This is a genomic window from Pseudomonas taiwanensis (genome assembly GCF_013393345.1).
GTDB lineage: Bacteria > Pseudomonadota > Gammaproteobacteria > Pseudomonadales > Pseudomonadaceae > Metapseudomonas > Metapseudomonas resinovorans_C.
On the sequence record NZ_QJRF01000077.1, the window covers coordinates 35129 to 51263 of the forward strand.

General features: G+C 64.6%; 13 protein-coding genes and 1 pseudogene. 13 read left to right on the plus strand and 1 reads right to left on the minus strand.

The features are described 5' to 3' along the window. Positions 1-422 precede the first annotated feature (422 nt). Entirely contained in the window at positions 423-818 is a 396-nt protein-coding gene (locus tag DM872_RS28780; RefSeq protein WP_179062597.1) for a DUF4280 domain-containing protein, read from the minus strand. A gap of 414 nt (positions 819-1232) precedes the next feature. Here DM872_RS28780 and paaA point away from each other — a divergent pair, with 414 nt between their 5' ends. From paaA to DM872_RS28840, 13 genes and pseudogenes are all read left to right on the plus strand, one after another. After that, on the plus strand, positions 1233-2225 hold the full coding sequence (gene paaA / locus DM872_RS28785; RefSeq protein WP_179062598.1) for a 1,2-phenylacetyl-CoA epoxidase subunit PaaA: 993 nt from the start codon (positions 1233-1235) through the stop codon (positions 2223-2225). 23 nt (positions 2226-2248) lie between these two features. Then, positions 2249-2530, plus strand: coding sequence for a 1,2-phenylacetyl-CoA epoxidase subunit PaaB (paaB, locus tag DM872_RS28790; RefSeq protein ID WP_016493150.1), 282 nt, complete (start codon positions 2249-2251; stop codon positions 2528-2530). A 10-nt stretch (positions 2531-2540) separates the two neighbouring features. After that, on the plus strand, positions 2541-3302 hold the full coding sequence (paaC, locus tag DM872_RS28795) for a 1,2-phenylacetyl-CoA epoxidase subunit PaaC (protein ID WP_179062599.1): 762 nt from the start codon (positions 2541-2543) through the stop codon (positions 3300-3302). Next, a complete protein-coding gene (gene paaD, locus DM872_RS28800) occupies positions 3289-3822 on the plus strand; it encodes a 1,2-phenylacetyl-CoA epoxidase subunit PaaD (protein WP_179062600.1) in 534 nt (177 codons plus the stop codon). Before paaC ends, paaD begins: the two co-directional genes overlap by 14 nt. A gap of 167 nt (positions 3823-3989) precedes the next feature. Continuing rightward, complete coding sequence (gene paaE, locus DM872_RS28805; RefSeq protein WP_179062601.1) at positions 3990-5066, plus strand: 1,2-phenylacetyl-CoA epoxidase subunit PaaE; 1077 nt, start codon at positions 3990-3992, stop codon at positions 5064-5066. Positions 5067-5232: 166 nt separating this feature from the next. Further along, positions 5233-5538 (plus strand): DUF485 domain-containing protein, encoded by a 306-nt coding sequence (locus tag DM872_RS28810; protein ID WP_179062602.1) that lies wholly within the window; start codon positions 5233-5235, stop codon positions 5536-5538. Then, positions 5535-7181: a cation acetate symporter gene (locus tag DM872_RS28815; protein ID WP_179062603.1), complete on the plus strand. Its 1647-nt coding sequence runs from the start codon at positions 5535-5537 to the stop codon at positions 7179-7181. The genes DM872_RS28810 and DM872_RS28815 overlap by 4 nt, the downstream gene beginning before the upstream one ends. Before the next feature lie 33 nt (positions 7182-7214). Continuing rightward, positions 7215-8450, plus strand: a complete 1236-nt coding sequence (locus DM872_RS28820; RefSeq protein WP_179062604.1) for an OprD family porin — start codon at positions 7215-7217, stop codon at positions 8448-8450. Between the two features lie 122 nt (positions 8451-8572). After that, positions 8573-10633: a phenylacetic acid degradation bifunctional protein PaaZ gene (gene paaZ, locus DM872_RS28825; protein WP_179062605.1), complete on the plus strand. Its 2061-nt coding sequence runs from the start codon at positions 8573-8575 to the stop codon at positions 10631-10633. A gap of 474 nt (positions 10634-11107) precedes the next feature. Next, complete coding sequence (locus DM872_RS28830; protein WP_179062606.1) at positions 11108-12433, plus strand: hypothetical protein; 1326 nt, start codon at positions 11108-11110, stop codon at positions 12431-12433. Between the two features lie 1173 nt (positions 12434-13606). Further along, positions 13607-13765: pseudogene (locus tag DM872_RS31005) on the plus strand (HAMP domain-containing protein); the annotation flags it as partial. Positions 13766-13867: 102 nt separating this feature from the next. After that, complete coding sequence (locus DM872_RS31010; RefSeq protein ID WP_373273756.1) at positions 13868-14623, plus strand: methyl-accepting chemotaxis protein; 756 nt, start codon at positions 13868-13870, stop codon at positions 14621-14623. Between the two features lie 180 nt (positions 14624-14803). Further along, entirely contained in the window at positions 14804-16033 is a 1230-nt protein-coding gene (locus DM872_RS28840) for a DUF3422 domain-containing protein (protein WP_179062608.1), read from the plus strand. Positions 16034-16135 lie beyond the last annotated feature (102 nt).

Below are 16135 nucleotides of genomic sequence, written 5' to 3' on the forward strand. Positions count from 1 at the left end.
CGCCGGCAAGCCGGCTCCTACATACGCGTGCCGTCTTGGCCCCGTCCCTGTAGGAGCGAGCTTGCTCGCGAACCGCGACCCACCATTCGCCGGCAAGCCGGCTCCTACATGCACGCGTCACCGCCCGGCCCCGTCCCTGTAGGAGAGAACTTACTCTCGAACCGGACCGACCATTCGCCGGCAAGCCGGCTCCTACATACGCGTGCCGTCTTGGCCCCGTCCCTGTAGGAGCGAGCTTGCTCGCGAACCGCGACCCACCATTCGCCGGCAAGCCGGCTCCTACATGCACGCGTCACCGCCCGACCCCGTCCCTGTAGGAGCGAGCTTGCTCGCGAACCGGACCGACCATTCGCCGGCAAGCCGGCTCCTACATGCACGCGTCACCGCCCGGCCCCGTTCTTGCTCGCGAAGCGGGCGCCGGCCTAGGGAATCAGCATCTGCACCTGACCGGGCATGACGATCTTGATCACCCCCGCCCAGCTGCACATGAGCGTGCTGTTGGAATCCAGCGCCGGCATATTGCCCAGCAGCACAGTGGGTGCGCCGCCAGGAATCCAGGGCGCCGCCGTGGCCGGTATGCAGGGCATCGGGGTCAACACGCCAAGGGCGGCAGCGGTGGCGGCCGCCACGGTGGGATTGGCCAGGCTCTGGCACATGCCGAAGGTGGGAATGTTCACCAGGGGGATGTGATCCATGATGTTGGCCGCCGGCATTCCACCGGTCAGGGTGCGGTTTACCGGCAACACGTTCAGTACCGTCGGCGCTACACCGAAACTGCATTGCAGCGTCGCACCGCTGCACACCTGCGGACATCCCATGGCCCCACCCTCCTCCATTCGTCGCCTGAAACTCTAGACGAGCCTCCCGATTGTCGCCTGGCACGACAACCTTTCACATCGTAACCAGTCACCTCAACCTTCCTGTATCACATCACGAGATACAGGATCGCGCGCATTCCCTGTGGGAGCGAATTCATTCGCGATGTGTGACCGCGAGCGCTCTGAAACGGGCATTACCTCCGAAAGCCAAGGGATATCGCGAAAGAATTCGCTCCTACAGGTAAAGGGCTTTCGCCTGGCGCCTTATGCCAGAAGCACACCCTCGCCTTTCCCCAAAGCGATACAAAAACTCTATTCGATACACGTTTTAGTGTTTGATATTTGATTTCGTATCATTTAAAAATAGCGCCATGGCCAAGCCACCCCACGAACCCTGCATGGCTGGAGAACGGCATGTACGCACAATTGGTTGAGACCGGCGTGAAGCGCGTGAAAGCGCTGGAGGAGATGTCCTCCGAAGAACGCGCCTTCCAGGAAAAGATCGACGCGGAGATCAAGATCGAAGCGAAGAACTGGATGCCGGACGCTTACCGGCAGACTCTGATCCGCCAGATTTCCCAGCACGCCCACTCCGAGATCGTCGGCATGCTGCCGGAAGGCAACTGGGTAACTCGCGCCCCGACCCTGAAACGCAAGCTGCAACTGATGGCCAAGATCCAGGACGAAGCCGGCCACGGCCTCTACCTGTACAGCGCCATGGAAACCCTGGGCGCCGACCGCGACGCCGAGGTCGCCAAGCTGCACAGCGGCAAGGCCAAGTACTCGAGCATCTTCAACTACCCGACCCTGAGCTGGGCTGACATGGGCGCCGTGGGCTGGCTGGTGGATGGCGCCGCCATCGTCAACCAGGTGGTGCTGCAGCGGACCTCCTATGGCCCCTACTCCCGCGCCATGATCCGCATCTGCAAGGAAGAATCCTTCCACCAGCGCCAGGGCTACGAAATCCTCCTGCACATGATGCGTCACGGCACCCAGGCCCAGAAGGACATGGTCCAGGACGCCATCAACCGCCTCTGGTGGCCGTCGCTGATGATGTTCGGCCCAAGCGACGCCGACTCCCCCAACAGCGCCCAGTCCATGGCCTGGAAGATCAAGCGCCAGAGCAACGACGAACTGCGTCAGCGCTTCATCGACCAGACCGTTCCGCAACTGGAACTGCTCGGCTGCACCGCCCCGGACCCGGACCTGAAGTGGAACGAGGAACGCGGCCACTACGACTTCGGCGACATCCAGTGGGAAGAGTTCTACGAAGTGCTCAAGGGCAACGGCCCGTGCAATGTCGAGCGCATCGCCACCCGCCGCAAGGCCATCGAAGACGGCGCCTGGGTCCGCGAAGCCGCTGTCGCCCATGCCCGCAAACAACAACAGAAACGCGACGCCGCGTAAGCCGTCTCGAGGAGATAAGAATCATGTCTGAGTGGACCCTTTTTGAAGTCTTCGTGCGCAGCAAGCACGGCCTGAACCACAAGCATGTCGGCAGCGTGCATGCCGCCGATGCGCGCATGGCCATCGAGAACGCCCGCGAGCTGTACACCCGCCGCAATGAGGGCGTGAGCCTCTGGGTCGTGCCGTCCGCGCTGATCACCGCTTCCTCGCCGGACGAGAAAGAACCGCTGTTCGACCCGTCCCAGGACAAGGTCTACCGCCACGCCAGCTTCTACGAGCTGCCGGCCGAAGTCGGCCACATGTGAGGCCGCTGCCATGACTCAACGCGAAGACCTCATTCAATACCTGCTGCGCCTCGGCGACAGCGCCCTGATCCAGGGCCAGCGCCTGTGCGAATGGTGCGGCCACGCCCCGGCACTGGAAGAAGAGCTGGCGCTGATGAACGTCGGCCTCGACCTGGTGGGCCAGGCCCGCAATTGGCTGGACTACGCCGCCGAACTGCTGGAAGACGGCCGTGACGCCGATCATCTGGCCTTCCGCCGTGATGAGCGCGCCTACCGCAACCTGCTGCTGGTGGAACAGCCCAACGGCGACTACGCCGTGACCATCACCAAGCAGTTCTTCTTCGACGCCTGGCACTTCCAGGTGCTGCACGGCCTCTCGCAGTCGAGTGACGAGCGCGTTGCCGGCATCGCCGCCAAGGCTCTGAAGGAAGTCACCTATCACCTGCGCCGCTCCAGCGAGTGGGTCGAGCGTCTGGGCGACGGCACCGAGGAAAGCCACAAGCGCATGCTGGCGGCGATCAGTGATGTCTGGCGCTTCACCGTCGAGCTGGTGAACGGCGACGACGTGGAACAACGCCTGTTCGAGGCCGGCATTGCGCCGAACCCTGTGGAGATCGCCGCAGCCTGGAAGTCCAAGGTTGCCGACATCTTCGCCAGCGCCACCCTGCCGATGCCTGAGCCGGCCAGCTACTTCTACCTGAACGGCCGCAAGGGCCTGCACACCGAGCACCTCGGTCTGCTGCTGGCCGAAATGCAATTCCTCCAGCGGGCCCACCCCGATGCGTCCTGGTGAGCTGATTACCAGCGACCGTGGCGCCAGGCCCGGCGCGCCAGATGATCTGGCGCGCGCGTGGTCGGTGCTGGGCGAGGTGATGGACCCGGAAGTGCCGGTGGTCAGCGTGGTCGACCTCGGTATCGTCCGTGGCCTTGACTGGCAGGATGGCCACCTGCATGTGGTGGTCACCCCGACCTACTCCGGCTGCCCGGCCACCGAAGTGATCGAGCACGACATCGAGCAGGCCCTGGAAGGTGCTGGCTTCACCGCGCCGAAACTGGAGCGCCGCCTGACGCCGGCCTGGACCACCGACTGGATCAGCACCGACGGCCGCGAGCGCCTGCGCGCCTACGGCATCGCCCCGCCGGCCGGCAGCACCAGCAAGCGCAGCCTGATGGGCGACGCCGGCGATGTGTGTTGCCCGCAGTGCGGCAGCGCCCACACAGAACTGCTCAGCCAGTTCGGTTCCACGGCCTGCAAGGCTCTGTACCGCTGCATCGATTGCCGCGAGCCTTTCGACTATTTCAAGTGCATCTAGGAGGACGAACACAAACTACTGCGCTCGGCCATGCGTCGTTGGAAACAGCCTCGGAATGCTCATTTACAGACGTAAACTCCGCTTCCTCGGCTGCTTCCGCCTAGCCTGACCTTCGCTCGCGACGTTTGTATTCGCCCTCCGCGCGGCAATGCCGCAGGAGAAGAACAATGAGCAAGTTCCACAGCCTGAAGATCAAAGAAGTGCGCCCGGAAACCCGCGATGCGGTGTCCATCGCCTTCGACATTCCCGCCGACCTGACCGAGGCGTTCCGCTTCACTCAGGGCCAGCACCTGGTGATGCGCACCCAGATGGACGGTGAAGAAGTCCGCCGTTCCTACTCCATCTGCACCGGCGTCAATGACGGCGAGCTGCGGGTGGCGATCAAGCGCGTGGCCGGCGGCCGTTTCTCCGCCTTTGCCAATGAAAGCCTGAAAGCCGGCCAGAGCCTGGAAGTGATGCCGCCGTCCGGCCACTTCTTCGTCGAGCTGGATACCGCACGTCACGGCAACTACCTGGCAGTGGCAGCCGGCAGCGGCATCACGCCGATCCTGTCGATCATCAAGACCACCCTGGAAAGCGAGCCCCACAGCCGCTTCACCCTGATCTACGGCAACCGCTCCAGCGCTTCGGCACTGTTCCGCGAGCAGCTGGAAGACCTGAAGAACACCTACCTGCAACGCCTGAATCTGATCTTCGTGTTCAGCCGCGAGCAGCAGGACGTTGACCTCTACAACGGCCGGATCGACGCCGACAAGTGCGGTCAGCTGTTCTCCCGCTGGATCGACGTCAAGGCCCTGGACGCCGCCTTCATCTGCGGCCCGCAGGCCATGACCGAAACCGTGCGCGATCAGCTCAAGGCCAACGGCATGTCCGCCGAGCGCATCCACTTCGAGCTGTTCGCCGCTGCCGGCAGCAGCGCCAAGCGTGAAGCCCGCGAAGCCGCCCGCGCCACTGACGGCGCCAGCAGCCAGGTCACCGTGATCAGCGATGGCCGCGAAATGACCTTCGAATTGCCGCGCAACAGCGTCAGCGTGCTCGACGCCGGCAACGCCCAGGGCATGGAACTGCCCTACTCCTGCAAGGCCGGCGTGTGCTCCACCTGCAAGTGCAAGGTGGTCGAAGGTGAGGTGGAAATGGACAGCAACTTCGCCCTGGAGGACTACGAAGTGGCCGCTGGCTACGTGCTGTCGTGCCAGACCTTCCCGATCAGCGAAAAAGTGGTCCTCGACTTCGACCAACTGTAAGCGACACCCGTAGGAGCGAGCTTGCTCGCGAAGCTTTTTGGCCGAACCCGTTCGCCAGCAAGCTGGCTCCTACAAGCAGCACCAGCAATACCCCCGTTCGACACAAGCAGCCTTGCCGTCGGCCGTTGAACGGGCGCCTCGACAATCACAAAAAGAGAGAGCAACCATGACCCCGCAAGACCTCGATCGTATCCGGGAGAACCCGGACTTCATCCAGTTGGTCCGCCGCAAACAGCGCCTGACCTGGACGCTGACCGCCGCCATGCTGGTGATCTACTACGGCTTCGTGTTGCTGGTGGCCTTCGCACCCGGCGTGCTCGGCCAGTCCCTCAATGGAGGCGTCACCAGCGTGGGCATGCTGGTGGGCGTGGTCATCATCCTGCTCTCCTTCGCGCTCACCGGCATCTACGTGAAGCGCACCAACGTCCTCGATCCGTTGAACGACAAGCTGAAACAGGAGAGCGGCCAATGAAAGCGCTCGCCTCCCTGCTGCTCGCTACCGGCCTGGTGGTCTCCCAGGGCGCCTTCGCGGCCGATGCCGCGGCCCGCCCGCTGAACTGGAACGCCATCTACATGTTCCTGGCGTTCGTGCTCTTCACCCTCGGCATCACCCGCTGGGCCGCACTGCGCACTCGCTCGGCCGCGGACTTCTACACCGCCGGCGGCGGCCTCACCGGCTTCCAGAACGGCCTCGCCATCGCGGGCGACATGATCAGCGCGGCGTCCTTCCTCGGCATTTCCGCGATGATGTTCATGAACGGCTACGACGGCCTCCTCTACGCCCTGGGCGTGCTCGCCGGCTGGCCGATCATCCTGTTCCTGATCGCCGAACGCCTGCGCAACCTCGGCAAGTACACCTTCGCCGACGTAGTGTCCTACCGCCTGCAGCAGAGCCCGATCCGCATTACCGCGGCGTTTGGCACGCTGACCGTGGCGCTGATGTACCTGGTGGCGCAGATGGTCGGCGCCGGCAAGCTGATCGAACTGCTGTTCGGCCTCTCGTACACCCAGGCCGTGATGCTGGTGGGCGTGCTGATGGTCTGCTATGTGACCTTCGGCGGCATGCTGGCCACCACCTGGGTGCAGATCATCAAGGCAGTGCTGCTGCTGTCCGGCACCACCTTCATGGCTTTCATGGTGCTCAAGCATTTCGGCTTCAGCACCGAAGCCATGTTCTCCGCTGCTGCCTCCGTCCACGCCAAGGGTGCGGCCATCATGGCGCCGGGCGGCCTGCTGTCGAACCCCATCGACGCGATCTCCCTCGGCCTCGGCATGATGTTCGGCACCGCCGGCCTGCCGCACATCCTGATGCGTTTCTTCACCGTGAGCGACGCCAAGGAAGCCCGCAAATCGGTGTTCTACGCCACCGGCTTCATCGGCTACTTCTACCTGCTGCTGATCGTGGTCGGCTTCGGCTCCATCGTGATGGTTGGCACCAATCCTGAGTTCCGCGACGCGGCCGGCGCCATCATCGGCGGCGGCAACATGGTTGCGGTGCACCTGTCCCACGCGGTCGGCGGCAGCCTGTTCCTTGGCTTCATCTCCGCCGTGGGCTTCGCCACCATCCTGGCGGTGGTGGCCGGCCTGGCCCTGTCCGGTGCCTCGGCGGTGTCCCACGATCTGTACGCCTGCGTGATCCGCAAGGGCAAGGCCAGCGAGCGTGAGGAAATGCGCGTCTCGCGTATCGCCACCCTCTGCATCGGCGTAATGGCGGTGATCCTCGGCCTGCTGTTCGAGTCGCAGAACATCGCCTTCCTCTCCGGCCTGGTGCTGGCCATCGCCGCCTCGGTCAACTTCCCGGTGCTGTTCCTCTCCATGTTCTGGAAAGGCCTGACCACCCGGGGCGCCGTCGCCGGCAGCGTCGCCGGCCTGCTGTCCGCCATCGTCCTGCTAGTGTTGAGCCCCGCCGTCTGGGTCAACGTGCTGCATCACGACACGGCGCTGTTCCCGTATTCCAATCCGGCGCTGTTCTCCATGGGCCTGGCCTTCTTCAGTGCTTGGCTGCTTTCGGTGACCGACGCCTCCGAGCGTGCCAAGGAAGAGCGCGGCCGTTACCTGGCTCAGTTCATTCGCTCCATGACCGGCATCGGCGCAGCCGCCGCCAGCCGCCACTGAGCCCAGAACGACCGGACGATGGATACAAGAACAATGACCCAAAGCCGTACCACTGCGCCGCTCGTTGCGGCGCTCACCCTGCCCTTTGCCACCTCGGCGCTGGCGGGTTTCATCGAAGACAGCAAGGGCAGCCTGGAGCTGCGTAACCACTACATCAATCGCGACTTCCGCCAGGACGGCGCCGCCCAGTCCAAGGCTGAGGAATGGGGCCAGGGCTTTACCGCGCGCATCGAGTCGGGCTTCACCGAAGGCATCGTGGGCGTCGGCCTGGATGCCATCGGCGAACTGGGCGTGAAGCTGGATTCCAGTCGTGACCGCCGTGGCACCGGCCTGCTGCCGTTCGACCCGGCGACCAAAGAGCCGGTGGACGACTACAGCGAGCTGGGCCTGACGGCCAAACTGCGTGCGTCGAAAAGCGTCCTGCGCCTGGGCACCCTGCAGCCGCTGCTGCCAGTGGCCTCCTATAACGACACCCGCCTGCTCTCTTCCACATTCCAGGGCGGCATGCTGACCAGCCAGGAGCTGGCCGGCCTGACCTTCAACGGCGGCCGCCTGACCCGCACCAACCTGCGCGACTCCTCCGGCCGCGACGACATCGGTTTAGGTGCCGCCACCAGCGATGCCTTCGACTTCGCCGGCGGCACTTATGCCATCAACCCGCAGCTGGCGGTGAGCTACTACTACGGCCTGCTGGACGAGATCTACCGCCAGCAGTTCGTCGGCCTGGTGCACACGCTACCGCTCTCCGGGGGCTTCAATCTGAAGAGCGACATCCGCTACTTCGACAGCCGAGGCGATGGCGTCGAGCGTGCGGGTGAGATCGACAACCGCAACTTCAACGGCATGTTCAGCCTGGGCAAGGGCGCCCACCGGTTCAGCGCGGCGTTCCAGCGCATGTCCGGCGACAGCGCCTTCCCCTTCCTCAACGGCGGCGACCCTTACGTGGTCAACCTGGTGACTTTCAATACCTTCACCCGCGCCGAGGAAGACGCCTGGCAACTGCGCTACGACTACGACTTCGCCGCCCTCGGCATCCCGGGCCTGACCTTCATGACCCGCTACGTCGACGGCAGCAACGTCAAGACCGCGACCGGCGACGAAGGCGAAGAATGGGAACGCGACAGCGACCTCGCCTACGTGATCCAGAGCGGTCCGGTGAAGGGCCTCAGCCTGCGCTGGCGCAACGTCACCTTCAGGTCCGGCAACGGACTGAATACCGATATCGATGAAAACCGCCTGATCCTCGGCTACACGCTGGCCCTCTGGTAAGGCACCCAACCTGTGGGGGCGGGCTTGCACGCGAACAACCGCGATTCGCGAGCAAGCTCGCTCCTACGAACCAAGAATGAACGCCGATGCTCTGCGCCGGCCCCCTTCACGGAGATTTCCTCATGAGTAACGCCCCCACGCTGCAAAGCTTCATCGGCGGCCGCTGGATCGGCCAACACGGTTCCCAGGCACTGCGCAGCGCCATCGACGGCAGCGACCTCTTCCGCACCCACGAGGAAGCCCTGGACTTCTCCGAAGCCGTAGAACATGGCCGCAAGCGCGGCATAGCCAGCCTCATGGCCATGGACTTCCAGCAACGCGCGGCACGCCTGAAAGCCCTGGCGCTGTACCTGACCGAACACAAGGAACAGCTCTACACGATGTCCCGCCACAGCGGCGCCACCCGCGCCGACAGCTGGATCGACATCGAGGGCGGCGCTGCCACCCTGTTCAGCTATGCCGGCGTCGGCGCCCGTGAGCTGCCCTCCGGCAACATCGTCCACGAAGGCCCGGCCATGCCGCTGGGCAAGCAAGGCACCTTCGCCGGCACCCACATCCTGGTGCCCCGTGGCGGCCTGGCCGTGCACATCAACGCCTTCAACTTCCCGATCTGGGGAATGCTGGAGAAGTTCGCCCCCAGCTTCCTCGCTGGCATGCCCTGCATCGTAAAACCGGCCACCGCTACCAGCTACCTGACCGAAGCCGCCGTACGCCTGATGCACGAGTCCGGCCTGCTCCCGGAAGGCAGCCTGCAACTGATCATCGGCAGCACCGGCGACCTGCTGGACCGCCTGCAAGGCCAGGACGTCGTGACCTTCACCGGTTCCGCCGACACCGCCGCCAAGCTGCGCGTGAACGCCAACCTGATTCGCAACTCCGTGCCCTTCAATGCTGAAGCGGACTCGCTGAACTGCGCCATCCTCGCCCCGGAAATCACCCCGGACGATCCGGAATTCGACCTCTTCGTCAAGGAAGTGGCCCGCGAGATGACCGTCAAGGCCGGCCAGAAGTGCACCGCCATCCGCCGCGCCATCGTTCCGTCCAAGCACATCGACGCCGTGGCTGAACGCCTGCGTGATCGCCTATCCAAGGTGGTGGTCGGCGACCCGGCCGTGGAAGGCGTGAAGATGGGTGCCCTGGCATCCCATGCCCAGCAGGCCGACGTAGCCGAGCGCCTGGACGCCCTGCTTGCCAGCAGCGACCTGCTGTTCGGTGCCCGTGACGGTTTCGCCCCGCGCGGCGACGGCGTGAACGAAGGCGCCTTCTTCGCCCCGACCCTGCTTCGCTCCCGTGACCCGCACGCCGAAGGCGGCGCCCATGACATCGAGGCCTTCGGCCCGGTGAGCACCCTGATGGCCTACGACGACATCGACGAAGCCATCGCCCTGGCCGCCCGTGGCAAGGGCAGCCTGGTGGCCAGCCTGGTCACCAAGGACCCGGCCGTCGCCGCCCGCGTGGTACCGCAAGCCGCCGCCCTTCACGGCCGCCTGCACATCCTCGACCGCGAATCCGCCGCCGAATCCACCGGACACGGCTCGCCCCTGCCGGTACTCAAACACGGCGGCCCCGGCCGCGCTGGTGGCGGTGAAGAACTGGGCGGCCTGCGCGCGGTGAAGCACTACCTGCAACGCGCCGCCGTCCAGGGTTCGCCCACCATGCTGGCCGCCGTCACCGGCGAATACGTGCGTGGCGCCAAGGTGGTCGAGACCGAAGTGCACCCGTTCCGCCGCTACTTCGACGAGCTGCAGGTCGGCGAGTCTCTGTTGACCCACCGTCGCACTGTCACCGAAGCCGACATCGTCAACTTCGGCTGCCTGTCGGGCGACCACTTCTACATGCACTTCGATGAGCTGGCCGCCAAGGAATCCCAGTTCGGCAAGCGCATCGCCCACGGCTACTTCGTGCTCTCCGCCGCCGCCGGCCTGTTCGTCTCCCCGGCCCCTGGCCCGGTACTGGCCAACTATGGCCTGGACAGCCTGCGCTTCATCACGCCAGTGGGCATTGGCGACACCATCCAGGCGCGCCTGACCTGCAAGCGCAAGATCGACCAGGGCAAGAAGAGCCCGAAGGGCGAGCCGCAAGGTGTGGTGGCCTGGGACGTGGAAGTCACCAACCAGAACGGTGAGCTGGTGGCCAGCTACGACATCCTGACCCTGGTGCTGAAACGCCCCGAGGCTGTGTGAACCGAGTCGCTGCGTGAGTTTATGACCGGCCTTAGGGCCGGTTTTTTTTTGGCCTGTTCGGACCGTTGTAGATTGCGGAAGAGCGAAGCCCAACGATCCCCGGAAGTCCGCTGTTGGGCCTCGTTCCTCGGACCAACCTACGACGGGACTGCGTCCCGCTTGGCGAATGAATTCGCCCCTACAAATGAGTGCCAGTACATCGCGTGCGGCCGTAGGTTGCGGCAGAGCGAAGCGAAGCCCAACGCGAGCTCCCCTCGTTGGGCCTCGCTCCTCGGACCAACCTACGGCGGGACTACGTCCCGCATAGCGAATGAATTCGCCCCCACAACAAAAGCCACACCGGCAGTCCCTGCTGATTCTGGCACGCAGCCTCAAGCCCTTGGCAAGCAGGCACAAGGCCAGCGCGCGGCAACTCCTTAGTATCCGGACGCAGAAACGCTCCGCTGCCAATTCCAAAAAGAAGGATGCCTCGCGATGTTCCGGTCGAACCTGTTCCGACTCTCAACCCTGGCGCTGCTGGTAGGTGCCGCTACTCAGGCGGGTGCTTACGAGCTGTACGCCGACGACGACACCCATCTGAATGCAACCCTGGAGGCCGTGTATGGCTTCTTCCACAGCCAGGAGAACTACGCCATCGCTGGCTCGAAGAGCGAGGGTTCGTCGTCCTGGCGCGAGGGTTATGCCAAGTACGGCATCAGTTTCGACCAGGGGCTGGCGGGGGCCGGCACCAGCTATGGCGCCTTCAACATGCTCAGCTCGGGCACCTGGGGTGACGGTGATGCGGCTGGCTTCACCGACGGCTCCGAGCGCACCACCAAGATCGAAGACGCCTACCTCGGCTGGCGTTCCGGCCAGCTGTTCGACGCTCTGGGCGAAGACGGCGTGGACTTCTCCTTCGGCCGCCAGAACCTGATGATCGGCGACGGCTTCCTCATCAACGGCGATGCCCTGAACCTCGGCAACGGCCTTGCCGATGGCGAGTTCAACCGCGGTGGCGCCTACTGGCTGGCTGCACGCAAGGCGTTCGACCAGACCGCCGTGCTGCGCCTCGGCGGCAAGGACGGCCTGCGCGGCGACCTGATGTGGCTGAAATCCGACAACCGCGCCCAGGCCAAGACCGAGATGGTGGTCGGAAACCTGGAGCATGTATCCGAAGCCGGCACCCTGGGCCTGACCGCGATCGACATCAGCGATGTCGACGAAGAATTCGCATCGCCCTTCCAGGCCGAGCGCGACGGCATGAAGACCTATAGCGTGCGCGGCCAAGGCAACGCCGGGGTGGAAAACCTGTTCCTCTCCGGTGAATACGCCTGGCAGGACAAGAAGGACGTCGACGACGAGAACGCCTGGTACCTGGAAGCCGGCTGGACCTTCTCCGATGTGGCCTGGAGTCCAAATGTCAGCTACCGCTACAGCCGCTTCTCGGAAGGTTACGACGCGCTGTTCACTGGCTTCAGCCGTGGCTACGGCACCTGGTTCCAGGGTGAAGTGGCGGCCAACTACGCCGGCCCGTTCAACACCAACACCCAGGTCCACCACGTCGCCTTCAAGGTGTCGCCGCTGGAAAACCTGAGCCTCGGCGCCCTGTGGTTCGACTTCAACACCCTGGACCGAGACCTGGGCAATACCGACGGCCGCGAACTGGATCTCTACGCCGAATGGGCGGTGAGCGACAACCTCATCGTCATGCCCCTGGTCGGTCTTTACAAACCTGACCGCAGCGCGGAAGAAGGCGGCACCCAGCTCGGCGGCGACGACAGCAACCTCTACAGCCAGTTGGTGTTCGTCACCGTCTTCTGACCTTTCCGGGGCGGCAACGCCCCGGCCTCCCAAGCGATCGCGCCCATGTCCAGCCCCAGCCTCAGCATTCAAAGCAAGATCACCCTCCTGGCGAGCCTCTGCCTGATCCTGGTGGTTGGACTGCTGGTCGGCCTGTCGCTCTACCAGACCCGCGCCAGCACCGAACGGGTCAAGGATTCCAGCGGGCGCATGCTCGCCGAAGCCGCGCGCCTCAATCTGGAGGCTCAGGGCAGGGTCCAGGCCCTGCAGATCCAGCGCAGCTTCACCCGCACCCACGAATATGGCCTCGGACTGGCGCGGCACCTGCTCTACCTGCGCGAGCGTGCGGCACGCGGCGAGATCAGTGCGGAAACCCTGCGGGGCGAACTGGCCGGGGAACTGCGCAAGGCCGTGGAGCAGCGTCCGGAGCTGCTCGGGCTGTTCCTGATTTTCCAGCCCGATGCCCTCGATGGTCGTGACGCCGAGTTCATAGGCCGCGGCGACCTCGGCAGCAACGACACCGGGCGCTTCGCGCTGTACTGGCTGCAAGCCAAGCCGGGCGAACTACAAGCCGTGCCGGGCGACGAGAAGCTGCTGGCCGATACCTCTCCCGGTCCAAGCGGCGCGCCCTTCAACGCCTTCTTCACCTGCCCGCGCGACAGCGGGCATCTGTGCTTGCTGGAGCCGTACTTCGACGAATCTTCGGGCGCTCGCAGGCTGGTCACCAGCATCGCGTTCCCGCTGCTGGAAAATGGCAAGGTGCTGGCGGTTATCGGCCTCGATATCAGTCTCGACAGCCTGCAACAGGACGCGCTGACCAGCAGCCGTGAACTCTATGAGGGCAATGGCCGCGTCAGCATCATCAGCCCATCCGGCGTGGTCGCCGGCCATAGCCAGGATGCCGCCCAGCTGGGCAAGCGCCTACAGGCGGTGCTACCGGACCAGGCCACCGAAGTCCTCGATTTCCTCGGCCGTAGCGAGCCCCACGCCTTTATCGACAAGGGGCAGATCAGTGTGCTCGAACCCCTCTCTCCCATCGCCGGGGCCAAGCCCTGGGGCGTGCTGCTGGGCGTGCCGCAGCGGGTGCTGCTGGCGCCCGCCGAGGCGCTGAAAGTGCAAATGGATAACGAACGCCTGCAAAGCTCGGCACTGGAATTCATCCTCGGCTCCGTCGCGGCGCTGCTGGGCGTTGCCATGATCTGGCTGGCTGCCCGTGGTGTGACGCGTCCGTTGCTGCGACTGGCCGGCATGCTGGAAGACATCGCTGACGGTGAAGGCGACCTCACTCGCCGCCTGACCTACGCCCGCCGTGACGAACTGGGCCGCCTGGCGCTGGCCTTCAATCGCTTCCTCGACAAATTGCAACCCGTGATCGCCAAGGTCCAGGGTTTGGTGCGCGACGCCCGTGACACCGCAGACCAGTCGGCGGTGATCGCACGCCAGACCAGCGAAGGCATGCAGCAGCAGTTCCGTGAGATCGACCAGGTGGCCACTGCCCTTCACGAGATGTCCGCCACGGCCAACGCCTCGGCACAGAGTGCGGCCCAGGCCGCCGATGCCGCGCGTAACGCCGACCAGGCCAGTCGCGAAGGCCTGGAGGTGATCACCCGCACCACCAGCGCCATCCACGCCCAGGCGCGGGACATGAGCGAAGCCATGAGCCAGTTGCAGACGCTGGCCCAGAACAGCGAGCAGATCGGTTCGGTGCTGGAGGTGATTCTCTCCATCGCCGGGCAGACCAACCTCCTGGCACTGAATGCCGCCATCGAGGCCGCACGCGCTGGCGACGCCGGGCGCGGTTTTGCCGTGGTGGCCGACGAGGTGCGCAGCCTGGCGCGGCGCACCCAGGATTCGGTGGAGGAAATCCGCCAGGTGATCGACAACCTGCAGAACGGCACCCGCGACGTGACCCAGGCCATGCACGGCAGCCACGGCCTGGCCCAGGAGAACGTGAGCCAGGTGCAACAGGCTGTGGCCGCCCTGGAGCGCATCAGCGATGCCGTCAACCTGATCACCGAGATGAACCTGCAGATTGCCAGTGCCGCCGAGGAACAGAGCAGCGTCGCAGACGAGATCAATCGCAACGTCGAAGCCATCCGAGACGTGACAGAATCGCTCTCCGGACAGGCCGATCAATCGGCCCAGGTCAGTCGCCAGCTCAACGAACTGGCCAACCATCAGCAGGGGCTGATGCAACAGTTTCGCGCCTAGGGGTCCACAAGACTCAGGAGCGTCATCAGGCGACTTCGTCGCCACTCCCCGTCGCCACCGGCCTGAAGGGCTACCCGCCCCGACTGGTCGGTGGCTCCTGTCGCAACTTCTTCGCGAGTGTGACCGCGCCATGATCTGGCCGCGTCATCGAAGAAAACCTCCCTGCTCGCAGAAGTCCCCATGCATCCACTTCGCAAAGCCCTGCATAACGAGTTGCACTCGCGGCCGTCGATCTATTTCCGTGATCCGGCTAACGTCTATCACTTCGCCTTTTCCGACGCCGAGGACGTCTGCGACGCGCTGGTCGAGCGCCTCAACCAGACCGCCGACGCGCCACTGGCCAGCAATGGTTCCCAGGGCCTGCTGCGCATGGGCGAGAACACCCTGAAATGGGAACGCCATACCGAGTTCTTCACCCTCACCCTGGTGGTACCGCGCAACGCGGGCGATGACTTCTGGCCACCTCTGCCGGCAGCACTGGAGAGCCTGGTGGCCGACCATCGCCACCTGCTGATCAATGCCGACCAGGTGCTGGTGGAGTCGGATACGAACTGGGCGGGCGACACCGCTGCGTACGGCTTCAAAGACCCATCCGGTTCCACCCTGGGCGGCGGCGATGCCATCGCCTGGTCGGACTTCCGTCTGAGCGAAGACGGCGTGAACCGCATCCTGCTGGTCAACCGCCGGCTCAATGCCTATCGCCTGGGCCGGATGATCCGCCGCCTGCTGGAAATCGAGACGTACCGCATGATGGCCTCGCTCACCCTGCCGGTTGCCCAGGCGGTGAGCGTGCAGTTGAAGGAATACGACAAGGAACTGGCCCGGCTTTCCGACCGCAACGCCGAGGGCAAAGGCAGCGCCAAGGAGCTGTCGACGGATATCGCCGCCCTCTCCGCCCGCATCGTGCGCAGCACCGCCCGCACCCGCCAGCGCTTCAGCGCCACGGAGGCGTACGCGCAGATCGTCTTCGAGCGAATCAATGAGCTACGCGAATCCCACATCGATGATTGCCAGCGCCTGGGGGTGTTCATCGAACGCCGTTTCCGTCCCACCGTGCGCTACTGCGCAGCCACCGACCAGCGCCTCGTGCGCCTGGGCCAGAGCGTGGCCAACCTCAGTGACCTGCTGAGGGCACGGGTCAATGTGGAGGTGGAAGAACAGAACTCGGAGATCCTGCGCAGCCTGAACGCCCGCGCCGATACCCAGATCAAGATCCAGAAGGCGGTGGAAGGCCTGTCGATCATCGCCATCAGCTACTACCTGCTGAGTCTGTTCAAGCTGTTCTACGGCGGCCTGCACACCATCGGCCTGGACATATCACCGAAGACCGCGATTCTGGTGATGACGCCGGTGGTGATGCTGATCCTGGGCGCGATCGTCCTGCGGATCAGGAAGGCGAAGGGGCATTAGTCTGGCGCCATCCGCGTCGTTCTGTAGGGTGGATGTCGCTCTTCACATCCACCGGGGATTTCCGGATCCAGCACCGATGGTGGATCGATGAAGCGTGATCCA